This window comes from Thermococcus sp. (assembly GCF_027066465.1).
GTDB lineage: Archaea > Methanobacteriota_B > Thermococci > Thermococcales > Thermococcaceae > Thermococcus.
In genome coordinates this window covers 1-23,093 of sequence record NZ_JAMONU010000144.1, presented here as the reverse complement: position 1 = coordinate 23,093, position 23,093 = coordinate 1, and the positions used below count along the sequence as shown (strand labels likewise).

25 protein-coding genes are annotated in these 23,093 nt (G+C 54.4%); 15 read left to right on the top strand and 10 right to left on the bottom strand.

The annotated features are described in order from the left end of the window. Nucleotides 1-49 precede the first annotated feature (49 nt). Genes MVK46_RS06855 through MVK46_RS06840 form a run of 4 tightly spaced genes read left to right on the top strand, consistent with a single transcriptional unit; the run spans nt 50 to nt 1,947 of the window. Nucleotides 50-643, top strand: coding sequence for an exosome complex RNA-binding protein Csl4 (locus tag MVK46_RS06855; protein ID WP_297535880.1), 594 nt, complete (start codon nt 50-52; stop codon nt 641-643). Further along, nucleotides 640-1,269, top strand: coding sequence for a DUF2067 family protein (locus MVK46_RS06850; protein ID WP_297535879.1), 630 nt, complete (start codon nt 640-642; stop codon nt 1,267-1,269). The genes MVK46_RS06855 and MVK46_RS06850 overlap by 4 nt, the downstream gene beginning before the upstream one ends. Continuing rightward, on the top strand, nt 1,259-1,546 hold the full coding sequence (locus MVK46_RS06845) for a DNA-directed RNA polymerase subunit L (protein ID WP_297535878.1): 288 nt from the start codon (nt 1,259-1,261) through the stop codon (nt 1,544-1,546). Before MVK46_RS06850 ends, MVK46_RS06845 begins: the two co-directional genes overlap by 11 nt. A gap of 5 nt (nt 1,547-1,551) precedes the next feature. Further along, complete coding sequence (locus MVK46_RS06840) at nt 1,552-1,947, top strand: ribonuclease III family protein (protein ID WP_297535877.1); 396 nt, start codon at nt 1,552-1,554, stop codon at nt 1,945-1,947. Between the two features lie 2 nt (nt 1,948-1,949). On the opposite strand, the gene MVK46_RS06835 is transcribed toward MVK46_RS06840, so the two are convergent. Beyond that, the gene (locus MVK46_RS06835) at nt 1,950-2,756 is read right to left on the bottom strand and encodes a sugar phosphate isomerase/epimerase (RefSeq protein WP_297535876.1); all 807 of its coding nucleotides are present in this window, start codon (nt 2,754-2,756) and stop codon (nt 1,950-1,952) included. Nucleotides 2,757-2,847: 91 nt separating this feature from the next. Here MVK46_RS06835 and sppA point away from each other — a divergent pair, with 91 nt between their 5' ends. The 3 genes from sppA to MVK46_RS06820 are packed head-to-tail and all read left to right on the top strand — an operon-like array spanning nt 2,848 to nt 5,308. Beyond that, a complete protein-coding gene (gene sppA, locus MVK46_RS06830) occupies nt 2,848-3,834 on the top strand; it encodes a signal peptide peptidase SppA (RefSeq protein ID WP_297535875.1) in 987 nt (328 codons plus the stop codon). Beyond that, nucleotides 3,835-4,314 carry a PH1570 family protein gene (locus MVK46_RS06825; RefSeq protein WP_297535874.1) on the top strand — a complete coding sequence of 160 codons (480 nt, stop codon included), beginning with the start codon at nt 3,835-3,837 and terminating at the stop codon, nt 4,312-4,314. Beyond that, nucleotides 4,304-5,308 (top strand): AI-2E family transporter, encoded by a 1,005-nt coding sequence (locus tag MVK46_RS06820; RefSeq protein ID WP_297535873.1) that lies wholly within the window; start codon nt 4,304-4,306, stop codon nt 5,306-5,308. The genes MVK46_RS06825 and MVK46_RS06820 overlap by 11 nt, the downstream gene beginning before the upstream one ends. Here MVK46_RS06820 and folP read toward each other — a convergent pair. After that, entirely contained in the window at nt 5,286-6,104 is an 819-nt protein-coding gene (folP, locus tag MVK46_RS06815) for a dihydropteroate synthase (protein ID WP_297535891.1), read from the bottom strand. The two genes, MVK46_RS06820 and folP, sit on opposite strands and share 23 nt — an antisense overlap. A gap of 48 nt (nt 6,105-6,152) precedes the next feature. Between folP and MVK46_RS06810 the strand changes: the two genes are divergently transcribed. The 5 genes from MVK46_RS06810 (at nt 6,153) to MVK46_RS06790 (ending at nt 10,413) form a co-directional block, all read left to right on the top strand. Beyond that, nucleotides 6,153-7,121: a beta-ribofuranosylaminobenzene 5'-phosphate synthase family protein gene (locus MVK46_RS06810; RefSeq protein ID WP_297535890.1), complete on the top strand. Its 969-nt coding sequence runs from the start codon at nt 6,153-6,155 to the stop codon at nt 7,119-7,121. Then, the gene (locus MVK46_RS06805) at nt 7,118-7,906 is read left to right on the top strand and encodes an N-glycosylase/DNA lyase (RefSeq protein WP_297535872.1); all 789 of its coding nucleotides are present in this window, start codon (nt 7,118-7,120) and stop codon (nt 7,904-7,906) included. Before MVK46_RS06810 ends, MVK46_RS06805 begins: the two co-directional genes overlap by 4 nt. 64 nt (nt 7,907-7,970) lie before the next feature. After that, complete coding sequence (locus tag MVK46_RS06800) at nt 7,971-8,825, top strand: ABC transporter permease subunit (RefSeq protein WP_297535871.1); 855 nt, start codon at nt 7,971-7,973, stop codon at nt 8,823-8,825. Between the two features lie 5 nt (nt 8,826-8,830). Next, the gene (locus MVK46_RS06795; protein WP_297535889.1) at nt 8,831-9,748 is read left to right on the top strand and encodes an ABC transporter ATP-binding protein; all 918 of its coding nucleotides are present in this window, start codon (nt 8,831-8,833) and stop codon (nt 9,746-9,748) included. Nucleotides 9,749-9,822: 74 nt separating this feature from the next. Next, nucleotides 9,823-10,413 (top strand): hypothetical protein, encoded by a 591-nt coding sequence (locus tag MVK46_RS06790; protein WP_297535870.1) that lies wholly within the window; start codon nt 9,823-9,825, stop codon nt 10,411-10,413. Here MVK46_RS06790 and MVK46_RS06785 read toward each other — a convergent pair. Continuing rightward, a complete protein-coding gene (locus tag MVK46_RS06785) occupies nt 10,403-11,668 on the bottom strand; it encodes a UbiD family decarboxylase (protein WP_297535869.1) in 1,266 nt (421 codons plus the stop codon). The genes MVK46_RS06790 and MVK46_RS06785 overlap by 11 nt on opposite strands. A gap of 73 nt (nt 11,669-11,741) precedes the next feature. On the opposite strand from MVK46_RS06785, the gene MVK46_RS06780 reads away from it, so the two are divergent. Beyond that, entirely contained in the window at nt 11,742-13,121 is a 1,380-nt protein-coding gene (locus MVK46_RS06780; protein WP_297535888.1) for a DEAD/DEAH box helicase, read from the top strand. On the opposite strand, the gene truA is transcribed toward MVK46_RS06780, so the two are convergent. From truA to tdh, 4 genes are all read right to left on the bottom strand, one after another. Further along, on the bottom strand, nt 13,077-13,880 hold the full coding sequence (truA, locus tag MVK46_RS06775; protein WP_297535868.1) for a tRNA pseudouridine(38-40) synthase TruA: 804 nt from the start codon (nt 13,878-13,880) through the stop codon (nt 13,077-13,079). The genes MVK46_RS06780 and truA overlap by 45 nt on opposite strands. Nucleotides 13,881-14,118: 238 nt before the next feature. Beyond that, nucleotides 14,119-15,825 (bottom strand): phenylalanine--tRNA ligase subunit beta, encoded by a 1,707-nt coding sequence (gene pheT / locus MVK46_RS06770; RefSeq protein WP_297535867.1) that lies wholly within the window; start codon nt 15,823-15,825, stop codon nt 14,119-14,121. A gap of 6 nt (nt 15,826-15,831) precedes the next feature. Continuing rightward, complete coding sequence (locus tag MVK46_RS06765) at nt 15,832-17,331, bottom strand: phenylalanine--tRNA ligase subunit alpha (protein WP_297535866.1); 1,500 nt, start codon at nt 17,329-17,331, stop codon at nt 15,832-15,834. 68 nt (nt 17,332-17,399) lie between these two features. After that, nucleotides 17,400-18,449 (bottom strand): L-threonine 3-dehydrogenase, encoded by a 1,050-nt coding sequence (gene tdh / locus MVK46_RS06760; RefSeq protein WP_297535887.1) that lies wholly within the window; start codon nt 18,447-18,449, stop codon nt 17,400-17,402. Between the two features lie 182 nt (nt 18,450-18,631). Between tdh and MVK46_RS06755 the strand changes: the two genes are divergently transcribed. After that, the gene (locus MVK46_RS06755; RefSeq protein ID WP_297535865.1) at nt 18,632-19,375 is read left to right on the top strand and encodes a MinD/ParA family protein; all 744 of its coding nucleotides are present in this window, start codon (nt 18,632-18,634) and stop codon (nt 19,373-19,375) included. Nucleotides 19,376-19,391: 16 nt separating this feature from the next. Then, the gene (hmgA, locus tag MVK46_RS06750; protein ID WP_297535864.1) at nt 19,392-20,612 is read left to right on the top strand and encodes a hydroxymethylglutaryl-CoA reductase (NADPH); all 1,221 of its coding nucleotides are present in this window, start codon (nt 19,392-19,394) and stop codon (nt 20,610-20,612) included. On the opposite strand, the gene MVK46_RS06745 is transcribed toward hmgA, so the two are convergent. The 3 genes from MVK46_RS06745 to gatE form a co-directional block, all read right to left on the bottom strand. Beyond that, the gene (locus MVK46_RS06745; RefSeq protein ID WP_297535863.1) at nt 20,609-21,193 is read right to left on the bottom strand and encodes a hypothetical protein; all 585 of its coding nucleotides are present in this window, start codon (nt 21,191-21,193) and stop codon (nt 20,609-20,611) included. The genes hmgA and MVK46_RS06745 overlap by 4 nt on opposite strands. A gap of 108 nt (nt 21,194-21,301) precedes the next feature. After that, nucleotides 21,302-21,811 (bottom strand): hypothetical protein, encoded by a 510-nt coding sequence (locus MVK46_RS06740; RefSeq protein WP_297535862.1) that lies wholly within the window; start codon nt 21,809-21,811, stop codon nt 21,302-21,304. A 30-nt stretch (nt 21,812-21,841) separates the two neighbouring features. After that, a partial coding sequence (gene gatE, locus MVK46_RS06735) for a Glu-tRNA(Gln) amidotransferase subunit GatE (protein ID WP_297535861.1) occupies nt 21,842-23,093 on the bottom strand: 1,252 nt, incomplete at its 5' end.

Sequence of the window (23,093 nt, the reverse complement as noted above, 5' to 3'; positions counted from 1 at the left end):
AGGGGAACGCTTAAAAAATCGGCGTAGGAAAATCTTCGGAGGTGAGGGAATGGAGGATAAGAAGGTCAAAAACGGAGACCTCGTCCTTCCCGGGGACTACCTCGGGGTTATAGAGGAGTTCATGCCCGGCGAAGGAGTAAGGGAGGAGAACGGAGAGCTTTACGCGACCAGGGCTGGCAGGGTTAGAATCAACCCCGAGAAAATGGAGATAAGCGTCGAACCTGTGACCGACACACCACCCCTCCCGCAGGTCGGGGACATAGTCCTCGCGAGGGTCATAGAGGTCAAGCCCCAGGCCGTAATCGTCCAGCTCCTCCAGATAGAGGGTCGCGAGAACGACAGGGAGATAGCGACATCGAAACTGGCCGGAATCCACATCTCGCAGGTCAAGGAAGGTTTTGTTGAAGACATAACGAAGGAGTTCAAGATTGGCGACGTCGTGAGGGCGAAGGTTATCTCCAACGAGAAAAGTCCCATACAGCTCTCCACAAGGGAAAAGGATCTCGGTGTTGTCTACGCCCTCTGCTCCCGCTGCAGGACACCCCTCATAAGGCGCGGGGACAAGCTAATCTGTCCGCGCTGCGGTAATGTCGAGACGAGAAAGCTCTCACCCTACTACAGGAAGCTGAAGGTGACCCTATGAGGGCCAAGAAGGTAATAACGATTCACGTCAGGAGCGATGTTGAAAAGGAGGAGTTCATGAAGGAGCTCCAGAGGCTCCGCCTACCGGCTTTCATCTACGTTCACGGAAAGCTGGACTCCATCAAGATAAACGTTCAGGGGACGAAGGACGAGGTCAGGGAAGCGATAAGAAAGATACGGGAAATTCACAACAGGGTTAGGGCAAAGCTCTACCCAGACAGGCGCGGTCTCTACCACTACACGGTAGACGACCTCCTGCGCGAGGCCGGAACGAGCGTCTCGACACCGATAATCATGAGAACACTCGAACTATTGGGCGAAACGGCGGAGCTGAGGGATGACGAACTGATAACCTCCCTCCCATGGGGCGAGGCGGTTGAACTCGTAAGGAAACTCGGCGAGGTCTTATCCGGGATAGCCCTCCAGACGACGAGACAGATTAGAGAAGTCGTCGTTCCAGTAAGCGTTGCCTTTGAAATCGAACCGGATGAAGTTTTGGAGACCCTCACAAGTCTCGGCATAGCCGAGTGGAAGGAGGATAAGTTTAAATACGAACTGGTCAAGAACAAGGAGCGGGCCCTAGAAGAGTTGCTGAAAGCTTTATCGGGTGATGCTGATGAGGATTGAGGTTATAAAGCGCGAGGATAACCTCCTCGAGTTCTACCTTGAGGGGGAGGACCACACCTTCGCCAACCTGCTCAACGAGGTGCTCCACGAGAACGAGCACGTCAAGTTCGCCGGCTACACGATTGAACATCCCATTCTCATGGCCAGAAAGCCCCGCTTCAAGGTCGTTACCGACGGCAAGGTCAAGCCGGAGGAAGTTCTTGAGGAGGCCGCGCAGAAGATATTCGACCGCGCAAGGGTTCTTCTCGAGGCATGGAAGAAGGCCCTCGAAGGGTGAAGCCCTTGCCCCCTTTTCCCTATTCCAAGGACTTCACCGACAAGGGGCTAGCCAAATTCGGCGATTCTCTCCTCAACTTCGTCTTTTCTCTGGCATTGAGCGAGTACCTCGGAAGGCCGACCGGGGAGAGGGTTCCCAACGCTTCTCTGAGCATAGCCCTTGAGATGTCGGGATTGAGAAAGCTCGTCCCGCCGAGGAGCGACAAACACGCGAGGGGCGACGTTGCCGAGGCAATCTTAGCTTACTCTTGGCTCGAAGGGCTGATAACGATTGAGGAAGCCGTCAAGCTAATCCGCGAGAACCTGAGCGAGGACGTTACCCACTTCACCCGGAAGAAAGAGGCGATAGGAAGGGCCCTCGCGGTTCTCTACGGAGAGATAGGGAAGAGGATAGGAGTTTAAAATCAGAGACTTGTAAGTAGCTCTATCAGCCCTTGCTTGCTCGGTATTTTGGCAAACTTGTCCGGGTCCTTGACCTTCAGGAGCAGTGGGACGTCGCCAAACAGGCGAAGTACCTTGCCGAAGGGTATGCTTCCTTCCCCTGGCAGGAGGTGGAGGTCGCCGACGCCGTAAGCCAAAGCGTCTTCCGGCTCGACCTGCGGGAAGAGCTTTCCGAAGTTGTCGTGTATCATCAGGATTACCGTCTTGTCGGTGCCAAGCTTCACATCTTCCAAAAGCTTCTCCTCGTTGCCTTGGGCGCTGAGGAAGGCGTGGGCCACGTCGAGGGCGAAGCCGACGTTCTCCCTGTCAACGTTGTCCACCACGTAGAGCGTGTCCTTGACGCTGAAGGTGTTCTCAAGGGCTATCTTTATGTCAAAGGGCCCGACCATATCAGCTAACTGCTGTATGGCCTCGATTTCGAGGTCGAGCCTTCCCGTTCTACCGCTCTGCATGACGATTACCTTGGCGCCGAGCTTAATCGCGACATCGGCAACGGCCTTGGCGACGCGGAAGTGGCGCGTGTAGTAGATGTGGTCGCGCAGGTTGACCGAGGTGGGCATTCTAACTATGTAGTCGATTCCAACGCCCCTCAGAGTCGTCTCAATCGGGCGGAGCTTCTTCTCGACAACCACACCGTTCTTGATTAGTCCAAGGGTGTGGGGAAATATCGAGACGAAGTCGTAGTTCTTAATCTTCACATCCGCGAGTATCGAGGCGAGGGTCTTGTCCTTCGTGACAAAGTGTGGGTAAATTGTCACTCCTATCTCCATACGACCACCTGCCGAGAAGTTATCGGCTTGATATAAAAGCTTAGCGAGGTAGGTTTAAAAGGGTCTCCTCAAAGGGCCGATGGGTGAGGAGATGAGGGAGAACCTGTGGAAGTACGTCTCCGCGGTTCTGATAATACTGCTCGTCCTTGCGAGCGTCGCGATAGCGGTTCTCTACGAGCAGGTGAATGTAACGCCCGTATCCAACGTCACGCCGGCCGTAGTTGAGAACCCGGTAAACGTAACGTGCAACGCAACCGGCTCCAGCCTTCAGCTCAGCCAGCTGAGAGATGAGGTCGCCTTCCTCAGGTCGGAGCTTGCCAAACCCAACGGGACAACGATAGCGGTTGTGCCAATCTTCGGGATAATAACCGACTACACGGCCCTCGAAGTTGTTCCCCTCCTGCGGAAGCTTGCGGAAAACGACTCCATCGGAGGGGTTCTCCTGTGGATTGAAAGTCCCGGCGGTGACGTCGGCCCGGTGATGGACATCTACTCAGCCGTCAGGAAGCTCGCCCTCGTCAAACCCGTCGTGGCGTATTCCGGCGGAATAATGGCCTCGGGCGGCTACTACATAGCGAACGGTGCAGATAAAATAGTGGCGAGTCCACTCGCCCAGGTCGGAAGCATAGGGGTTATATACGTTCACTACGATTTACAGAAGAACTACGAGATGAACGGCATCAAGGTCGAGGTCTTCAAGACAGGTCCCTACAAGGACATGGGCGCTGAATGGAGGGATTTAACACCGGAGGAGAGAAAGATAATAAGCAACATGGTCAACACATACTTCCAGGCGTTCCTTCAGGCGGTGAGCGAGGGCAGGAACATGAGCATCTCGGAAGTTAAGAAGTTCGCCACGGGAAGGACGTGGTTCGCAGAGAACGTAACTGGAACGCTCGTTGATGAAACTGGAGGAATGGACACCGCCATAAGCCTGCTTGAAAAGCTTATGAACGTCAGCGGGGCAAGGGTGATTATATACAAAAACCTTGAGACACCGAGCGATTTCGGTGTTTACGGAAGCGAGGCCCTTTACCTCGACCCCGACTACCTGAAACCCTACATCGGGGGTGGTTGAATGCTCTGCGAGGAGAAGCTTGAGGTGTTTGAGAACGGCTTCGAAGATGGAAAGTTCAAGCTCAGGATTGAGTTCTACGGGAAAGACGCCAGAAGGCTTCTCCTCGCGGTGATAAGGGAGCTCTACCTCCCAGACTACGGGGAGGACTACGTATACCCCTTCGAGTGCGCCAAGGAGTACTGGGGAATCTACCTCGACCCGAGCGAAATTATCGCGGAAGAGCCGAACTTCAGTCCGGTTAAGTTCGTCAACAGGAGCGTTCTCAACAGGCTTGAGAAGACCTTAAGCGAGATAGATGCGCCGGCTGAAGTCAAGGAGAGGGTTGACCTCGAGAGGGCGGAAGTCGTGAAGCTCAAGAAGACTCTGCTCGCGCTCGGAAAGGACTTCATCCTCGACGAGAGAGGCTATCTCATAGTCTTCAGCAAGCCGAGCGCGAGGGAGCTAATCCTGAAGTACCTGGGGATGCTGGATGGAGCTTGAAACCGCCGTCTGGATTGCAGTCTCGCTCGTGATACTCTACCTTACGTGGCAGACGGTTAGCCCCGTTCTTTCCCCCATTATCGTCGCCGTAACGCTCGCCTACATCCTCTACCCCATTCACGAGAAGCTCAGCAACCGCGTCGGAAACCGCTGGTCTGCCCTGATAATGACGGGTCTCGTAACGGTTGTGTCGTTCTTCTTTATCCTTGGCTTCGCCCTCTGGATGAACGACGTCAAGTACTCCCTCACCGGCTACGTTGATACGTTCTTCAGCTGGCTCCTCGGCCTGCACCTTCCACCCGACGCCTACGACCTCCTGCAAAAGCTTTCTCAAGCAATAACCGACCGCTTCAACGCCTATGTTCTGGGCTACACCTACTCCCTTCCCAAGCTGGCCCTCCAGGTCATCGTTATGGTCTTCGCATTCTACGGCGTTCTCGTTAACGCAAAGGCCATAAAGAGAGAGGTTTACTCGCTCCTTCCCCCCTCCAACAGGGAGCTCGCCGTTAAGCTCATCAGCAGGGCGGGGGAAACGCTTCACTACGTTCTGCGCGGCTGGCTGCTCGTGAGCGTTGGAAAGGGCTTCCTGATGGCCGTGGCATTCTACATCTTCGGTATCTCAAACACCGGTGGTTCGATAGCGGCCGGAATCCTGACTGCGGTGCTTGAGTTGCTGCCGGTAGTCGGCGGATGGATGGTATGGCTTGGAGGGGCGTTCTACCTCTTCACCTCGGGCATGGTCGGGCATGCACTTGCACTGTCCCTCTACGGGGCAACCCTCGTATCGCCTTTACCCGATGTTTTCCTAACCAAGAAGCTCGGCAGAAGACAGTGGGGTGTTAACGCGCTCGTAAGCCTCGTGGGAATCTTCGGAGGCTACATTGCTTTTGGCTTCGTCGGAATCATTATCGGACCGGTTTCCCTGTCGCTCCTGATAACGCTCCTCGAAGAATGGAAGAGGGCAAAGAACTCTAGGGCGAAAACCGTCCAATGAACTCGGCAACCTTAACCGCGTCGAGCGTTTCCCTCACGTCGTGGGTCCTCACTATTCTCGCACCCTTCAGAACCGCTATGGCAGTTGCCGACAGACTGCCGGCGAGCCTTTCCTCTGGTTTCCTTCTGCCGGTTATTGCCCCTATAAAGGACTTCCGCGAGATGCCGACGAGGATTGGCTTTCCAAGGAGCTTGAGCAGATTGAGGTTGGCTATGACCTTCGAGTCCCACTCGTACCACGGCGGCCACTCCGGGCGGAGAAATCCTATTGCGGGGTCAACGGCAACATCTTCGACCCCGTGCTCCTCCGCTATCGTCAGGCTCTCCTGAAGGAACTCTATGACAGTCCTGACCGGGTCCGAGAAGTTCTCAACATTTCCGTGGGCGCAGAGAACGGCCGGAACACCGTATTCGGAGGCAACTCTCACCATCTCCGGGTCGCCCTTGAAGCCGGTTACGTCGTTTATGATGTCCGCGCCGGCCTTTAGAGCTTCCTCCGCAACCCTCGCGCTGGTTGTGTCTATGCTCACTGGAACGTCAACCGCATCCTTGACGACCTTAACCGCCCAGACGGCCCTCCGAATTTCCTCTTCCAGCGGAATCTGGGTCTCGAGGTAAGGGGCTGTTGATTTTGCGCCTATATCCATGAAGCTCGCCCCTTCTTCAACCATCCTAACTGCGGTCTCGGCAAGGGTCTTTTCGTCGTTTCTCACGCTCCCCTTGTAGAAGCTCTCCGGCGAGACGTTTATCACTCCCATTATCTTCGGCCTCTCGAGACTGATTCCCGCAAACTTCATTAGCACCACCACCGAGAGTCCTCAAGGGCGAATAAAAGGGTGATGGGGATGATAATCCGGACGCCGAAGAGGCTTCACCTTGGCCTGATAGACCCTACCGGTTCGCTCGGAAGGCGCTTCGGGAGCCTTGGAGTGGCGCTTGAAGGGGGCTACGAGGTAAAGGTTCTGCCCGCTGAACGGCTCGAAATAAAGGCCGAGGGCGAGGACGTAGAGACGATAAGGAAAGCCGTCGGGAGAATGAACTCGGCCTTTGGAACCGGAACCGGCTACCTCATCGAAGTGCGGAAGACCATTCCGAGGCATATAGGCCTCGGCTCAACAACACAGCTGAGCCTAGCTGTTGGAACCGCAATAGCGAGACTTAACGGGCTGGAAGTTCCAATTGAGAAACTCGCGGGAGTTCTCGGAAGGGGAAAGAACAGCGGGGCGGGGATTTACGCCTTCGCTCACGGGGGCTTCGTCCTCGATGGAGGGGTTAGGGAGGGCGTTCCTCCGCTGATACTCCGCGAGGATTTTCCCAAGGAGTGGGCGTTTCTGCTCGTGATTCCGAAGGTAAAGCCGGGACTCGACGAGGAGGAGGAAAAGCTCGTTATGGAGGGGGACTTTGGAAGCCTCGAAGCCGCCCGGGAAATAAGCTACAGAATTCTGCTCGGTCTCCTGCCCGCGCTAAAGGAGAGGAACATCAAGGCCTTCGGTGAGCATCTCTCGGCGATACAGAGGCTCGTCGGCAGGCACTTCGCGGAGTTCCAAGGAGGGGAGTTCAGGGAGGACGTGGAGTTAATCCTTGACTGGTTAAGCAAGAAAACATACGGCGCAGGCCAGAGCAGCTGGGGGCCAACGGTTTACGGCCTAATCCTGAAGGCGGAGTTCCAGAGGCTTTCTGCCGAGCTTAACGACCACCTTAAGGAGCACGGGATAAGGGCTGAGGTCGAACTCGGCCTTCCGAGGAACACCGGGGCAGAGGTTGTTAGCGAAAACGCCTTCCTGGAAAGGTTGATAAGGAGCGTGGCACAATGACGCTCGACCGCTTCGTGAGGATAAAATACCGGGAAGATGAAGATAAAATCGAGAGGCTCGTGGAAATACTGCGGGAGCTCGGCATCGACTGCGCGAGAACCATTGAGGAGAAGGTTGATTTGCAGTTCGACGCCCTCAAAAACCTCCGGAAAAACCTGAAGGACGATGAACTCTTCATCAAACTTGTTATAGCCAACGCGCTCGTCAGCTATCAACTGAACGGGAAGGGCGAGGACTGGTGGTGGGAGTTCTCAGGGCATTTCTCGAAGAACCCGCCGGAGAGAATAACGGAGGCCTACGCCCAGTTTCTCCCCAACTCAAGAACCAACAGGCGTCTCGTTGCCGGGAAGCTCAAGAGAATCGAGCGGGTCGGCCCCTTCTTAGAGTCTCTCTCGATGGACGAGCTGAGAAACTACTACTTCAACGGCATGGAGAGGCTCAGAGATGACCTCGCGAAGGTTATGAAGTCTAAAAGGAGCGCGAAAACGATAGTCTTCGCCGTGAAGATGTTCGGCTACGCCGGGAGGATTGCCTTCAATGCCTTCGTTCCCTATCCAATGGCCATCGAGATTCCGGACGACGTGAGGATAAACGCCTATACCAAGCGCTTCACCAGCGAGTCTCCGGTTAGCTTCTGGGGTAGAATCGCAGAGCGAACGGGAATTCCGCCGCTTCACATAGACTCAATCCTGTGGCCGGTTCTCGGTGGAAAAGGCGAGGTCATTGAGCGGTTGAGGAGGCACTGTCCAAAGGCGGAACTCGTTCTTGAACTTAGGGGACTCTAATTTCATTCCTACAATATTAACAAAATTTTTATACTCTTTGTGTTAGTGTTTCTGAGGTGAGACCATGCGATGGGGCTTCGAGCTTGAGCTGGAGAAGGGCATAAGAACGAAGAAAATCTGGGCGCTCGTGGCAATCGTCATAATACTCTACCTTCCAATGTTCTATTCGATGAAGCAACAGACCGGGATTACGGAAAAGAGCGTGATATCGCTCATAATCTCCTACACAACCCAGGTTTCCCTGTTCTTCCTGGGAATAATGGCGATAGTTCTCGGAGCTGGAGCCTTTTTGAAGGAGATGGAAGATGGAACGATAAGAATAGCACTGAGCAAGCCGATAAAACGGATAGAGTACCTCCTTGGAAAATTCGGGGCAAACTTTGCAATTTTCATGCTTATAGTCTTCATCATGACGGCCGTTACGCTGATAGGCCTGAAGTGGGTGGGAATAAACGTGGGGCCAGTTTACTCCGACGTCGTTATCCTGAACGTTCTCTTGGGCTTCGTTTTGGTCGGGTTCATAACAATCGGCTACCTCATGAGCCTGTCACTGCGCTCCTCGGGAACGGCGTTTGGGGTTGCCCTCCTCGTCTTCTTCCTGCTGTACCTCGTCCTTCCCGGGTACGTCCAGTACAAGGCCGTTTCTGCAACCAGCTACTCCGACACGAACTCATACACCCACATCAAAGACGAATACTACACAAGATACCTCTTTTTCGCACCAAACGCCCAGTTCAACGTGATACTTGACAACACAATGGAAATTCAGAACATTACGGAGGGGGTGTACGGACCCGTCTACGTGGGCCTGGGCCATGCTCTGAAGAAAACCGTTGTGAACGTCGTCCTGCTGGTGGGAATGCCCTTCGTATACCTCGGACTGGCCGCTCTGAGGTTCAAAAGGGTTGACCTGAGGTGATGGTTATGATTACCGTCGAGAACCTGGTCAAGGTTTACAAGGACACCAAAGCCCTGGACGGTCTGAATCTAAGCGTCCCCAACGGCGTTATCTACGGCTTCCTTGGACCAAACGGCGCCGGTAAGAGCACGACAATCCTGAGTCTGCTCGGTCTCGTTCTTCCTCAGGAGGGTAGAATAGCACTCTTCGGCGAGGAGGTCTTCAGGGACGGAACGTTCAACGAGAGCAATCTCGTTAAAGCCAAAGCCAGAATCGGCTACATGCCGGAGCACGCCACCCTGTGGGAGTTTCTAACACCACTACAGACCCTCAACATAATCGGTAAGGCCTTCAAGATTCCGAAGGAGGAGCGGGAAAAAAGAGCAGAGGAGCTTTTGAAGCTCGTTAACCTCTGGGAGGTCAGGAACAAGAAGGTCGGCAAGTTCTCGAAGGGAATGCGTCAAAGATTGCTCCTCGCCCAGGCTTTGATAAACGACCCCGAGCTTTTAATCCTCGACGAGCCAATGACCGGCCTCGACCCCAAGGGCATCGCCGAATTCAAGGAGATTATCAGGGAGCAGAAAAAAGCCGGAAAGACGGTCTTCTTCTCAAGCCATATCCTGGCCCACGTTGAGGAGATATGCGACACCGTCGGAGTTATAGTAAAGGGCAGGCTCGTTCTGGAGGACAGCATCGAAAACATCAAGCGGGAGTTCCTGAGAAAGGCAGGTTACACGATTATCATCGAGACTAACAGGCCCGTGGACTGGAGTTCCACAGCGTGGAACGTCACGCCACTCGGCGAGAGGAAGTACCGTGTCGTTGCTCCTGAAGATATTCGCGAGGAACTTCACGACTACGTGGCCTCACAGGGTGCAAAAATCCTAACCATGCAGGTGAAGGAGCCAAGCCTCGAGGAAATCTTTCTTAAACTCGTTGAGTAGTTCACTTTTCAACTTCTCAATTTTGTTCAGAAAACTTTTTAGGTTTTATTTTCGAAGGATTCTGAGGTGTTCGAATGCTACTCCCAATGCACATCTTCGTTGCCTACCTCATAGGGACCTGGAGGGGCTGGAACAGGAAGCTCCTCGGGCTGTTCGTCATAGCAAACTCCGCACCGGATTACAGCTTCATTCAGATGCTCCTCACCACCGGCGATTTCACGAGGATCTTCTTCAACCACGGCTTCGTCTCGTTCATCTACATGCTCCCCTTCGGTCCGCTCGGAGTTCTGGGCAACGGCCTGCACCTGCTCGCGGACTTCTTCACAGGAAGGATTCCCTTCCTCCCGAACGGCGTCTGGTACGGCTTTCCAAGGCTCGGCTGGCACCTCTGGGACAAGTTCATACTCGTCCCCTGGGAGGTCCCGATAGCGATTGCCGGCCTCTACGCGGCCTACAGGCTCGGGACGGGTAAGGTTCTCTACTCGCTCTCTGCGTTCCTGCTCGGCTACGCCGTCTTCATCGCCCTCAGCCCGCTCTACCCAATCAACCCGTTCCTCTCGACGGGGCTCAGCTTCCTCGCCCTCTGGTACCTCTACGAGAAGGTGGAGATAATAGACCTGCTGGAGGGCAAGATGGTGAAAAAAGCGGAGGGGGTTAAAGCTTAGCCCTCTCGAATTCTTCCTTTCTGTCGAGGGGTTTCGTCGCGTCGATGCCCCACTTGGCGGTTAAGCTCTTCTCAGCGGAAGGGTCGAGGGAGCTGCCGCGGGCGTTGGGGATTATCACGAGGTCCCTGTCAGCCTGGAAACGTGTCGCCACCGCCCACTCCACGTCGCGGTCATCGTAGATGTCTATGTCCTCGTCAACGACGACCACATGTTTAAGGCTCGGGTGGCCGGCGAAAGCCGCCAAAATCGCGTTCTTGCCGTCGCCGTCGTGCTGTTTGGTTATCGAAACGACGGCGTGGAGCCACATGGCACCTCCTTCCGTCAGCCTCACCCCGTGAACCTTTGGAACCACGCGCTTGACGCTCGCGTATATTTGAGGCTCCTTTGGAAGACCCATGAGCATGAAGTGCTCGTAGCCACCTGGCAGGAGGGCGTGGAAAATAGGCTCATCAACGTGGTACATCCTCTCAAAGACGACCAGCGGTTGCTTCCTCACGTAGTCGTAGGTTCCCGTTATGTCCACGAACGGCCCCTCATCGACCAGCTCTGGTGTTATCTTCGCCTCGAAGACGAACTCGCTCTCGACCGGCACGGGAATCCCGCCCAGCTCAATAACTTCAACCGGCTTTCCAAAGGCGAGCTCGCTCAGCTTCGATGCTATCTCAAGCTCACTGATTCCGTAGGCTGTGCTCGTAGCTCCAGCGAGGAGCAGGTGAATTGGATTTCCCACGACGATTCTAACGTCCAGCTCCTCCCCGTGCTCGGCCCTGTCCTTCCACATCGCGTAGAGGTGCCTCGGGACGAGCCTTATCGCGGCTGTCTTCTCGTCTCGAACCATCATTCTGTGGAATGACATGTTGACGAAGCCGTTATCGTCCTTTGCGATGACCATCGCCGAGGTAAAGTAGGGTCCGCCGTCCTTGGGATAGTACTTTGGAACCGGCAGTTCAAGGAGAGAGAAATCATTCGTCGAGTTTTCCAAAAAAGGAGCCGTTTCGACGGTTTTGCACGGAACGGGATTTTCCATTGCCCCGGCTATCAGATGAATCAAGCCGCTCTTATCGGTGTTCAGGAACTTGGCTATCCTCTCCCGGGTGCTCCAGATGTTTCCAGCGACCTTCCAGCCGTCAACGCTTTCAAAGAGAACGGGCCTGTCTCTGTATTTCAGGAGGTACTTGGTGATTTCAAGCTCCTTTTTGACCTCCTTCCTTATGACAACCAGGTCATCAAAATTTTGTAAAATTTCCCCCAGCATACAACCACCTTAGAACCTTGTTCCAAAAGGTCTATAAAGGCTTTTTCCAGACCCGCTCTGATTGGCCATGCCTATGGTTGTCCTCAGGATTCCAGACGGTTCAGCACTGGTTAAGGTCGAGAAGGCGGAGCCAAGCGTTTACTTCAAAATCTACGATTTGCTCACATACAAGAAGGACTACGGCAAGTGGGAGAAACCCGAGAGCCTCTACGACCCGTATGAGAAGACCTTTCCAGTGGGTTTGCTTCCCAGGGTAAAGAGGGCTCTCAATCAGGGTGGCTACAGGGTCAGGGTAAAGGATGAGAGAAAGGTTAGGGGGGTCAAACTCAACTCTGAATGGAACGAAGGGTACGGGCTGAGAAGGTATCAGGTCAGGGCGGTGAAAAAAGCTCTGAAGGAAAAAATGGGTGTTCTTGCCCTCCCCGTTGGAAGCGGAAAAACAGTCGTGGGTCTGAGGATTGTTCACGAACTCGACCTTTCAGCGCTCATAGTCGTTCACACAAAGGAGCTTCTCTATCAGTGGGCCGAAAAGGTGGAGGAGCTCCTCGGTATCAAAGCCGGTATCGTTGGCGACAACCGATGGAGTGAGGGGAACGTCACCGTTGCCATGATACAGACTCTTCTGTCGAGGGGGGCCAAGGAGCTGAAGAACGACTACGCGGTAGTCATGTTCGATGAGTGCCACAGGACTTCCGCCGCCGAGAAGTTCTACCAGCTGGGAATAAGCCTCCCCCAGGTCTACCGCTTCGGCCTCTCCGCAACGCCGTGGAGGCGTGTTCGTGGTGAGGAAATAAAGATTGAGGCCGTCGTCGGCCCGATAATCTACGAGGTAAAGGCCGAGGACCTAATAAGGGAGGGATTCCTAGCGAAGCCCCGCTTCGAGGTAATAACCTACGAGTCAGCCATGCCATCCTTCAGCGAGCGCTACAAGGAGCTATACGAGGACGTCGTCATGAACAACGACGAGAGGAACAGGGCCATAGTGAAAAAGACCAAAGAGCTCGTCAGGAAGGGCCACCGCGTCCTCATCGACGTAAAGCGCATAGAGCACGGCAAAATACTGAAGGAGATGCTCGAAAAGGAGGGCATAAGAGCGGAATTCCTAAGCTCTCAGAGTCCGAACCGCTGGGAGGTTCTCGAGGCCTTCAAGAAAGGTGAGATTCCTGTTTTAGTTTCAACCCTCCTAAAGGAGGGAGTTGACATTCCAGAAATCTCTGCGATAATTCTCGCTGGAGGTGGAAAGAGCGACATCATGACGATACAGACCATAGGAAGGGCGCTACGGCCAAAGAAGGGTATGAGAGCAGTTATTGTTGATGTCGCCGACGACGACCCGTTGCTCTACACGCACTTTATCGAGAGGCAGAAAGCCCTAAAGCAGTACTACGGGAAGTACTACGACAGGGAATCAAAGCTCAACGAGGCAGTCCCCAAAAAGCGCAGCCCTTGTTAAAGCCCTTGAGTAGCGCTCAAAGAGGTCGCGTTTGGCTTTTGCAAGGCCCTTCTCATCGGTTTTGAAGTCGATGCCTGGATATTCCATGTGCCACAGAATGAGGTTCTCAGGAGGAGCGGGCGGGACCTTCTTCCTGTAAGTCCCCGAGAGCATTGCTTTAACGTCCTCCTGCTCAAGGAGACCGAGTCCGCAGAAGCGGAGCGCGTTGACGATTCTCCTCGCCATCTCCCAGAGGAAGCTTTTGCCAGTGATTTCAATCACATAGTAGCCGTGTCTTGGAACGATGCTGATATGCCTTATCTCCCTAATCGGGTTCCTGCCGGGTTCGAGCTTCGCGAAGGCCGAGAAGTCGTGGGTTCCCTCAAAGAGCCTGGCACATTCAAACATCTCCTCGCGGTTGAACCCTTCATCAACGAGATAGTACCGGTAGGTCTTCGATTTTGCCCAGAACCTCGGATGGAAGTCATCGGAAACCTCGGCAACGCCGAGAACCCAGACGTCCCGGAGATGATGGTTCAACACCTCTGGCCTCGCCAGATCCGCCCTCTCACCGGGGGCAAACGAAGCCACGTTGAAGAACGCGGAAACCCCGCGGTCCGTCCGTGAGGCACCTTTAAAGTCGTTTTCTTCGGGACTTTCGATGATTTTTAGTTTGGTCAGAACGCGAATGAGTTCCCCTTCTACCGTCCTCACTCCGGGCTGTCTCTGAAAGCCGTAAAATGCCGTTCCGTCGTAGGCCACGCGGAGAGCCAGCTTCATGGTTGGCGCTCCTGTCGAAGATATAAAAAGCCTTCCCCGAAAATCCTCCAAGTTTCTTGACTTTTGTAAACTCAAAATTCGAATGAAATACGAAAAAATTCCAGCAAACTTGATAAAGAGGCACAAGAACCTAAAATCGAGGTGAGAGAATGGAGGAAGTCTTTGACGTTGAGGTGCTCATAAGCGTTACAAACTTCGAGCTCATGTGCGCCCTCCTTGAGAAGAAGAAAAAGAGGGACTAAAGGTAGGGCTCCGTGTAGAGGGGCCTTAGGAACAGCTCGAAGCCCGCAACGGGCATCTCGATTCCCCACTTTTCTAAAACAGATGGGTGGATTTCGCCGATTACGCCGATGGTCTGGCCGTTTACGATTATCCTTCCCACCCTGCCGGGGATGAAGCTCGGATGCTCGACCTCCTCAACCTCGTATTCGAAGTCGAGATGCCTCATCACGCTGTCAAGGATTTCCTTCGCGTCGGTGAAGGTAACTCTCGGCTGGGCCAGCACGACGGTAAGCTTGCTCTCGCTGACGGTTTTCGTTTCCCTGCCCTCGTCGATGAGCGTCGCTTTGCCGACCTCGAAGAGCCTCTGCGGGTACTCTTCGTGGGTGTTCTGGCTCAGGAAGTCGAGCAAACTCGGCAGAAGCCAGTTCCTCAGCGCCGACCACTTCGGGCTTATCGGGTTCTCTATCTCGACGAGTTCAGCCGGCGGGTTGTTGAAGTAGTCCCTTCCGTATTCGAGGTTCATTCTGTCGTATTGGGCCTCCCTGTTGGTCAGGTTGAAGGTCATGACCTCCTGAAGGCCGAAGCCGACCATTAGCTCTCTAACCGCGTCCTCGAACTCGACGAACTTGTCGCCCCTGCCCTGAACGGCAAGCTTAGGCTCCTCGGGCTCAATCTCGTTGTAGCCGTAGGCGATGAGGACGTCTTCCAGAACGTCCCTGGCGTGCATTATGTCGTCGCGGAAGGCTGGATAGAGGAGCTTTGCTTTACCGTCCTCAAGGGTCACGTCGTACATCATCCTCTCGAGGAGGTCCTTGATTTCGCCGTCGCTAAGCTCGAGGCCGGCCAGCTTCCTTATGTAGTCCAGCTCGACCTCGAATGACTTGGGAGTTAAATCGGGCGTTTCAATCTCAAAGTCGGGATAAACGACTTTAACGCTCCTAATCTTTCCTCCGCGCTCCGCCAGGGCTGTAACGACGACGTTAAGGGCGAGCATGACCTTGTTCAAATCCCAGCCGGTGACGTCGACGAAGACGTTCCTCGTTTCGGTCGTCACCCTTCCGGTCGTTTTGGAGTTGATTATCGGGGGCATCGATAGGACCTTACCCTCGCTGTCCACGAGGAGCGGGTAGTAGGGCCTGTCCTTAATCAGATGACCGTACTCTTTCCCTTTCTCGTGCTTTTCAAGGATTTCCTCCAGCGTAAGCTCCTCCTCGAAGCCGAGCGGGACAAACCTCTCGGTTTTCTTCCCTGCCCGGTAGTATATCGGGGGCTTCACCTTGTCGAAGTCGAAGATGCCTATTGCTACCTCCCTTCTCCTCCTTCCGAAAGTCAGAGCCACCTTCTCCTGGAGGTTAATCATCTGCTTGAGAGCCTCTTCGTCGAGCTTGAGGCCCTCAACGACTGCGTAAACACCATAAGGCCTTATATCCTTCAGCCTCTCGTCAACGTAAACGGTAACGTCGCTTTTCTCAACCTCGTATTTCGGCAGGCCCCTCTGGAAACCGAGCGCCCAGCGTATCTGTCTGGCTATCCCCTCGGCGCTCCATAGGTCGGGCCTGTTCGTGTCCTTGGAGTCGGCCTTGAAATAGATTTCACCGTTCTCCTCCCAGACGTCGTCCAGCTCGCATTTGGCGTAGAGGAAGAGGTCCTCCCACTCCTCGACCGTGAACTCCTTCCCGACAAGCCTCTCCAAATCCCGCTTTGACACGTCGAACTTTGGCATCTCCCATCACCACACCAGCTTCGCTTCCCTCAGCCAGCGGAGGTCGTAGCTGAAGAGGTAGCGTATGTCGTCTATTCCGAGCTTGAACATTGCCAACCTGTCGATTCCGATTCCCCACGCGATGACCGGGACGTCAATGCCCAAAGCTCTGGTCATCTCCTCGCGGAAGATTCCGGCACCGCCGAACTCAACCCAGCCGAGTTCAGGGTGGTAGGCGCTCATCTGGACGCTCGGCTCGGTGAACGGGTAGTAGTCGGGCAGGAACTTAACCTTCTTGGCCCCAGCGATTTCCACTGCGAAGCGCTTGAGAATTCCGAGGAGGTGCCTGAAGTTCAGCTCTTCACCGACGACGAAGCCGTCAATCTGGTTGAACTCGATGAGGTGCGTCCTGTCGAGGACGTCCGGCCTGAAAACGCGCTGGATTGTGAAGTACTTCCCCGGAATCTCGACTCCTTTCGCCAACTGCCTCGCGTCGAGGGCAGTGCCATGAGCCCTTGGCATGAGGAGCATTGCCCTCTCAGGAGACCAGACGTAGCCCCAGCCGCGCGAGCCGGCCAGACCGCGCTCGTGGGCGGTCTTAACCCTCTCAACGAGTTCATCTTCGGGCAGGAAACCGCTCTTTGGATACTTGAGCTGATAGGTATCGGTCCATTCCCTCGCCGGGTGGTTCTGGGGCTGGAAGAGGGCGTCGAAGTTCCAGAACTGGGTCTCAATGAGCGAATCAACCGTCATCTCGATGAAGCCCATCTCGATGAGCCTTCTCCTTATCTTGTCGAGGAAAGCTCTATAGGGCTGCTTCTTGCCAGGGTAAATCCTCCTCACCGGGGCCTTTATGTCAAACTTCCTGAACTCAACTTCCCTCCATTTGCCGGACTTTATGAGTTCCGGAGTTAAAACGGAAACCTCCCGCTTCAGCTCGACTTTTGGCGCAAGCTTTTCGCCCTCCGGAGTAATCTCAACCTCCCTCTCGGTTAGGGTCTCCTCTTCTCCGATTTTCCTCCTCTTGAGCTCCTTAACCGGAACGAGCTTCTCTATCTCTTTAACCGGAACGACTCCCTTCTCGGCGAGGAGTTTTAAGGCCTTATCAATGGGCCTCTCCCCGGCTTTAAGTCCCTTCTCCGTGATTTCAAGAATTAGCTTCCCGTCCTCTTTCCTAACGTTTGCCCAGCCCTCCTTCCTGAGGAGGCCAACTATCGGCTTCAGCTCGTCGTCGCTGAGAACTTCTCTAAGGTCGTCGAGGGTAACCTTTCCCCTCTCGCGGAGGAGCCTTAAGGCCCTCCACTCTGGAAGACCAATTTCGGCGTATTTCTTTCCGGTCTCGGTGAGCTTAACGACCTTCTCGCTCCTCTCGTGGAGCTTGGCTAATTCTTTCGCCTGCAGGCCGAGAACTGCCCTCATGACAGCTACCTGCTCCAATCCTGTCTCTTTGACGAGCTCCTCGAATTTCACCTTTTTCAGTCCGTTGAGCTTGATGAGGGTGAGCTTCTCCCCATAGCTCAGCTCCATTCCAACACCTCCGGGAGAAGTGGGGAAGGGTTTACTTAAGAATTGCGGTGAAAAGAGGGGGAGAAAAATCACTCCTTAGGGAAGAAGACGACCTTGCCGGTCTTTCCTGCCCTCATCAGCTCGAAGGCTTCCTCGAACTTGTCGAAGCCCTTGTACTTGTGGGTGATAATCGGGTCGAGGTTGAGCTTCCCGCTCTGAATCAGGCTCGAAACGGTGTACCAGGTCTCCCAGAGGTGCCTTCCGGTGATGCCGTGAATTTCAAGGGCCTTGAAGATTATCAGGTTGTTGAAGTCGAGCGTAACTTCACGGGGGAACAAACCGAGGAGCGAGACCCTTCCTCCCGGCGTTACGGCCTTCAAGCCCTGCTCCAGAGCTTTAGGCGCACCGCTGAACTCAAGGAATACCTCAACCCCGGCACCGTCGGTTATGCTCATAACGACCTCAACCGGGTCTTCTTCAAAGGGATTGATGATGTAGTCCGCTCCAACCTTCTTGGCGAGCTTTCTCCTGAAGTCGCTCGGCTCGCTCACGATAACCGGGTAAGCACCGCTCGCCTTCGCGACGGTTATGCCGAGCAGTCCGAGCGGACCGGCTCCTGTTATGAGCGTGCTCCTCCCCGCTATCGGACCGGCTAAAACGGTATCAACGGCGTTGCCAAGCGGCTCCTGAAGTGAGGCGTATTCGGGCTTCATGTCCCTGGGGTTCTTCCAGGCGTTCTGGGCCGGAACGATGGCGTAGGTCGCGAAGACGCCATCCATGTCAACGCCAAAAATCTTGGTGTTCTGGCAGACGTGGTAGCGGTTGTGCTTGCAGGCGTAGCACTTGCCGCAGACGATGTGGGTTTCGGCGCTGATGTAGTCGCCCTCCTGGAGGTCCTCAACGCCGGGGCCAACCTCGACGACCTCTCCAGCGACCTCGTGGCCCATAATCTGGGGCGGTTTAATCCTGCTCTGCGCCCACTCGTTCCACTCGTAGATGTGCAGGTCGGTCCCGCATATGCTCGTTGCGAGAACCCTAATGAGAACCTCGCCCGGCCCGGGCTTGGGAACGTCAACCTCAACGAGCTCGGCACCGTAAGCGGGTTTGGTCTTCATGATGGCCGGCATCTTTTCAGCCATGGCAATCATCTCCTTAACCTTACAATGGGAATCTAAATGGGGACGATATAAACCTTTTGTGGTCATCACGACATAGAAGTGGACTACTACACATAACTGGGAAGAGTAATTTCTCCTTTAAGAGGCGTCCGTTGGAAACATTTATATCTTAAAGTTCATATTCCACCCTTAGAGGGGTTACAATGGCAGTGATAGTCGTTACGGGACGTGGAGGCGCGGGCAAAACCACCACAACTGCAAACCTCAGCACGTTCCTGGCGTCAAGGGAGTACAGGGTTCTGGCAGTGGACGGAGACCTCTACCTGCCCAATCTTGGCTTCCACTTCGCCCTCGATACCGTAAAGTACACCGTTCATACACTCCTTAAGAACCCTGACATAGACCCGGAGTGGGCAATATACAAGCACAAAGAAACCGGCGTCTACGTGATGCCCGGGAGCACACAGCTTCAAGACGTTCTCGGAATATCCCCCAGGAGGCTCGTGGACATTCTTGAGCGGGTCAAGTACAAATTCGGTGTCGTTTTCGTGGACTCCCCAACGGGAATACCCTTCGACACGCTCCCAACGTTTCAGGTTGCAAACTACCAGCTAATCGTTGTCGAAATAGAGCGCTCACCGATTTACTCCTTCGAGACGATGGTGAAAAATGAGATAGAGAAGCTGAAGGCCCTTGGAGAGAAGTACAACCTGAACATCGGCGTCGTCCTGAACAAGGTTCGCGAGAGCGCCGATGTCGTTGATAAGATAATAGAGGCCATAGAAGAGGATTTGGACGTCCCGGTTCTCGGTTGGGTTCCCTTCGACTACAACGTTCCAGAATCCATCAACGTTGGAATTCCGATAATCAAATACCTTCCCAACAGCGACGCCGCCGTTGCGTTCAGAGAGATTGGAGAGGTCCTTGAGGAATGGATTTTCGGCTGATTCTGGGGGTGTTGAAATGGAGTTTGATGAGCTGGTTGAGAAGGTCGCCCGGGGAGAGATAAAGCTCCACCAGGTTGAGAAGTACACCGACAAGAGAACCGCAACCGAAGTGAGGAGAAAGGCTCTTGAGAAAAAGCTCGGCATAAAGCTTGAGCACATCGGACACTACAGCATAGACCCGGAGCAGGTTATCGGCAGGAACATCGAGAACATGATAGGCGTCGTTCAGATACCGATGGGAGTAGCGGGACCGCTCAAAATCAACGGAGAATACGCGAAGGGGGAGTTTTACATACCCCTCGCCACGACGGAGGGAGCGCTCGTTGCGAGCGTTAACAGGGGCTGTTCGGCACTGACCGAGGCCGGCGGCGTTAAGACGACAATTATAGACGACAAGATGACGCGCGCTCCTTTGCTTAAATGCCCAGACGCAAGGAGAGCGAGAGAAGTCGCGGAGTGGGTGAAGGAGAACATCGACTACCTCCAGGAGAAGGCCGTCAGCAAGGTCACCAGACACGGAAAGCTCAGGGACGTTAAGCCCTTCATAGTGGGCAACAACCTCTACCTCAGGTTTGAGTTCACCACCGGCGACGCTATGGGAATGAACATGGTTACGATAGCGAGCGAGGAAATAATGAAGGTCATAGAGGAGCACTTCCCGGACGTAAAGTATCTGGCGCTCTCGGGCAACCTCTGCGTTGACAAAAAGCCCAACGCGGTGAACTTCATCAACGGACGCGGTAAGACGGTAATAGCGGAGGCAGTAATACCGCGCGATATAGTCGAGAGGAAGCTGAAGACCACGCCGGAACTAATAGCGGAGGTGAACTACCGCAAGAACCTCGTAGGTTCTGCCCAGGCAGGCTCTTACGGCTTCAACGCCCACTTCGGCAACATAGTCGGGGCAATCTTCCTCGCCACGGGGCAGGATGAGGCACAGATTACCGAAGGCTCACACGGCATAACCCTCGCGGAGGTTACACCGGAGGGCGACCTCTACATCAGCATCACCATGCCGAGCCTCGAAATCGGAACCGTTGGAGGGGGAACGCGCGTTCCGACCCAGAGGGAGGCTTTAAGCATTATGGGCGTCGCTGGGGGAGGCGAGCCGCCTGGCACAAACGCCAAGAAGTTCGCGGAGATTGTCGCCGGAGCGGTTTTGGCTGGAGAGCTCTCGCTCCTCGCGGCGATAGCGGCGAAGCATCTCGCGAAAGCTCACAAGGAGCTGGGGCGCTAAAGGGAAACCTTCAATACCTTTCCCTTCTTCTCCGAAACCTCGTACATTCTACGAACGCTTTTCTCGCTCAGTTCCGTTGCCATAACCCTGAACTTCCCCTTCTTTGGACCGAGCAGGTATTCAACGGTTGTAAAAACGGCACCGAGGAGCACCCCACCCCAGATTCCGATGTGGAACTGATTTTCGATTGAAACAACGATGACAGTTGCGGCAAAGTCTATGAGAAAGCGCCACTTCTTGCCCTTCCTTCTGATGCCTTTGTCCAGAATACCCTTGACGTTGTCCTCAACGAGGGCTTTAAAAAATTCATCGAGAGCGGTTGGGGGAATTACAAAGACCCTCGGCAGGGTGTCGTTGATTAGAATAAGCTCATCCCTAACGGGGAGAACGAAGACGTGGCGGTTCTCGGCTTTGACGTCAATCACGAGCAGTCCAGAGTTCTTCCCCGGCGGCTGCACGATTGAGAGGCTCTCTGGAGTGGGATTCTTAAACTCAAGCGCCGAGGGAAAGGCCTCCCTAACCCTCTCCGGCGGAACGTTCAGCTCATAGTAGAGGATTGGAACGGCGTTGATGAACTTCATCGGGAAGAAAACAACTTCACTCTTTAAATGGTTTTCGCTCCAGGTTGGTAAGGCAGGCTTTAAAAGGGCAGATGGAAAACGGAGACGGGGATGATGAGCGCTTTTCCCTCACTCTGAGCTATGATGAGGAGCCGATGCTCTGACCCGCCTTCTCTTTTTGTACCCCTTTCTGAGGTTCTCGACGAACAAAGAGGCCATTATAAGCAGCATAATATAAGACACAAGTCCGCTGAGCATCTCGTTTTTGTAACCGAGATATCCGAGCACCAGGATGGCAACCCACAAAAGCACCTGAACGATGTTTACGATGCTGTTAATCTTGGGGTCCCTGCTGACCCCTAGGATGTCCTCGGCGACTTTCTTAAGTCCCTCCTCTTTGCTCACCAGAAACTCGTAGGTCTCCCCCTTAATCTCGTACTCTCCGGGGGCAACGTACATTCCAGAGGGGGTCTCAACAACGGTTATTTTCCTGCTCTGAAGGGAAGCAGTGAGGAGGGCATTGAAGAGTGAATCAACGTCTGGATGAATGAGCCTCAGGTACGACCTAAGGATGTCCCTAACTTCGGCGTCGGCCATAGAGGTTTTAACGTAGAGCACAACGAACTTCGCCTTAACCATCAGGAAAAGTAAGAAAAGGGGCTTAAAAAGTTAGCTCCCGCTCAGTTCCTGAATCTTCTTTCTCACCAAGTTGCTCACGAGCTTGCCGTCGGCCCTTCCGCGAAGCTTTGTCATTGCCCTTCCCATTATCATGCCCATCGCACCCATTCCCTTGGCCTTGATGACATCTACGTTGGCCTGGATTACCTCGTCGATGATTTTCTCAACCTCTTCCTCGCTGAGGAGCGTTAGACTCTTCTCCTCGGCCACCTGCCTTGCGCTCTTCTCAGGGTTCTTTGCGAGCTCCTTGAATATCTCCTCGAAGGCTTCCTTCGCTATCTTGCCGTCGAGGTAAAGCTTGAAGGTCTCCCTGATGTGCTCGTCCGTGATGTTCTCAACCGGAACCTCCTTCTTGAGGCCCTTTAGGACGACCACGAGGATTGAAGCGGCCAGCGAGGGTTTTACGCCCTTCTTCACGAGTTCATCGAAGAGCTCGTCGCGCTCATCGTTTACGAGGGTCTCGGCCAAGCTCTTGTCAATCCTGTACTCCCTCACGTAGCGCTCGACCCTCTCCTGCGGAAGCTCGGGCAGGTTGGCCTTAATTTTCTCCTTCTCCTGCGGCGGAATGAAGATTGTTGGTATATCGGTTTCGGGATACATCCTGGCCTTGCCCGGCAGGGGACGCATGTACTGAGTGTTTCCATCCGGCAAAGCCCTCCTTGTCTCCTCGGGGACGCCTTCGATTGCCTCCCTCGCGCGCTTAATTACCTCACGAAGGGCATTCTTAGCCGTTTCCTCCCCGGCCGCGACCAGGACGAAGGCATCAAGCTCGCCAAGACCGAGTTTTTCGATAACCGCGTTGACCTCTTCTTCGGTAATTCCATAATTCGGCAGTTCATCAATGTGGAAGATGCCCCTCACGTACTTCTTCGCTCTGTCGGCCATCTCCGTGCCGAGCCTCCTGCCGGGCTGAATTTCCCTGCCGAGCAAACCTCTGAACTTCGGCAGTTTGACGGCCAAAACCTTACCGCCCTTCTTTATCGTCCGGGCGATTATCTTCGACCCGGTGTTCTCGAAGACGTCGGTAACGTCGTAGAACTCCTCCCTGATGTCCTCGGGCTTAACGCCCCTCTTGCGGAGTTCATCCCTTATCTTGAGCAGGTTGAGCTGTCTCTCCACTTCCCTCTCGATGATGAGCGGAATCATGTCGAGCTCCTGAACGCCCTTAATCTCGACCCTCGCTCCGCCTCTAATCGAGACGTTCAAATCCTGCCTTATCGTCCCGAGACCGCGTTTAACCTTC

Coding starts and splice junctions, on each gene's coding strand:
- MVK46_RS06790 (WP_297535870.1), top strand. CDS start 9,823: ATGCTACTCCCAATGCACATCTTCGTTGCCTACCTCATAGGGACCTGG.
- MVK46_RS06785 (WP_297535869.1), bottom strand. CDS start 11,668: ATGCTGGGGGAAATTTTACAAAATTTTGATGACCTGGTTGTCATAAGG.
- MVK46_RS06820 (WP_297535873.1), top strand. CDS start 4,304: ATGGAGCTTGAAACCGCCGTCTGGATTGCAGTCTCGCTCGTGATACTC.
- sppA (WP_297535875.1), top strand. CDS start 2,848: ATGAGGGAGAACCTGTGGAAGTACGTCTCCGCGGTTCTGATAATACTG.
- MVK46_RS06765 (WP_297535866.1), bottom strand. CDS start 17,331: ATGGAGCTGAGCTATGGGGAGAAGCTCACCCTCATCAAGCTCAACGGA.
- MVK46_RS06835 (WP_297535876.1), bottom strand. CDS start 2,756: ATGGAGATAGGAGTGACAATTTACCCACACTTTGTCACGAAGGACAAG.
- MVK46_RS06805 (WP_297535872.1), top strand. CDS start 7,118: ATGACGCTCGACCGCTTCGTGAGGATAAAATACCGGGAAGATGAAGAT.
- MVK46_RS06825 (WP_297535874.1), top strand. CDS start 3,835: ATGCTCTGCGAGGAGAAGCTTGAGGTGTTTGAGAACGGCTTCGAAGAT.
- folP (WP_297535891.1), bottom strand. CDS start 6,104: ATGAAGTTTGCGGGAATCAGTCTCGAGAGGCCGAAGATAATGGGAGTG.
- hmgA (WP_297535864.1), top strand. CDS start 19,392: ATGGAGTTTGATGAGCTGGTTGAGAAGGTCGCCCGGGGAGAGATAAAG.
- MVK46_RS06850 (WP_297535879.1), top strand. CDS start 640: ATGAGGGCCAAGAAGGTAATAACGATTCACGTCAGGAGCGATGTTGAA.
- MVK46_RS06745 (WP_297535863.1), bottom strand. CDS start 21,193: ATGAAGTTCATCAACGCCGTTCCAATCCTCTACTATGAGCTGAACGTT.
- MVK46_RS06845 (WP_297535878.1), top strand. CDS start 1,259: ATGAGGATTGAGGTTATAAAGCGCGAGGATAACCTCCTCGAGTTCTAC.
- MVK46_RS06755 (WP_297535865.1), top strand. CDS start 18,632: ATGGCAGTGATAGTCGTTACGGGACGTGGAGGCGCGGGCAAAACCACC.
- MVK46_RS06780 (WP_297535888.1), top strand. CDS start 11,742: ATGGTTGTCCTCAGGATTCCAGACGGTTCAGCACTGGTTAAGGTCGAG.
- MVK46_RS06800 (WP_297535871.1), top strand. CDS start 7,971: ATGCGATGGGGCTTCGAGCTTGAGCTGGAGAAGGGCATAAGAACGAAG.
- MVK46_RS06795 (WP_297535889.1), top strand. CDS start 8,831: ATGATTACCGTCGAGAACCTGGTCAAGGTTTACAAGGACACCAAAGCC.
- MVK46_RS06855 (WP_297535880.1), top strand. CDS start 50: ATGGAGGATAAGAAGGTCAAAAACGGAGACCTCGTCCTTCCCGGGGAC.
- tdh (WP_297535887.1), bottom strand. CDS start 18,449: ATGGCTGAAAAGATGCCGGCCATCATGAAGACCAAACCCGCTTACGGT.
- truA (WP_297535868.1), bottom strand. CDS start 13,880: ATGAAGCTGGCTCTCCGCGTGGCCTACGACGGAACGGCATTTTACGGC.
- MVK46_RS06740 (WP_297535862.1), bottom strand. CDS start 21,811: ATGGTTAAGGCGAAGTTCGTTGTGCTCTACGTTAAAACCTCTATGGCC.
- MVK46_RS06810 (WP_297535890.1), top strand. CDS start 6,153: ATGATAATCCGGACGCCGAAGAGGCTTCACCTTGGCCTGATAGACCCT.
- pheT (WP_297535867.1), bottom strand. CDS start 15,825: ATGCCAAAGTTCGACGTGTCAAAGCGGGATTTGGAGAGGCTTGTCGGG.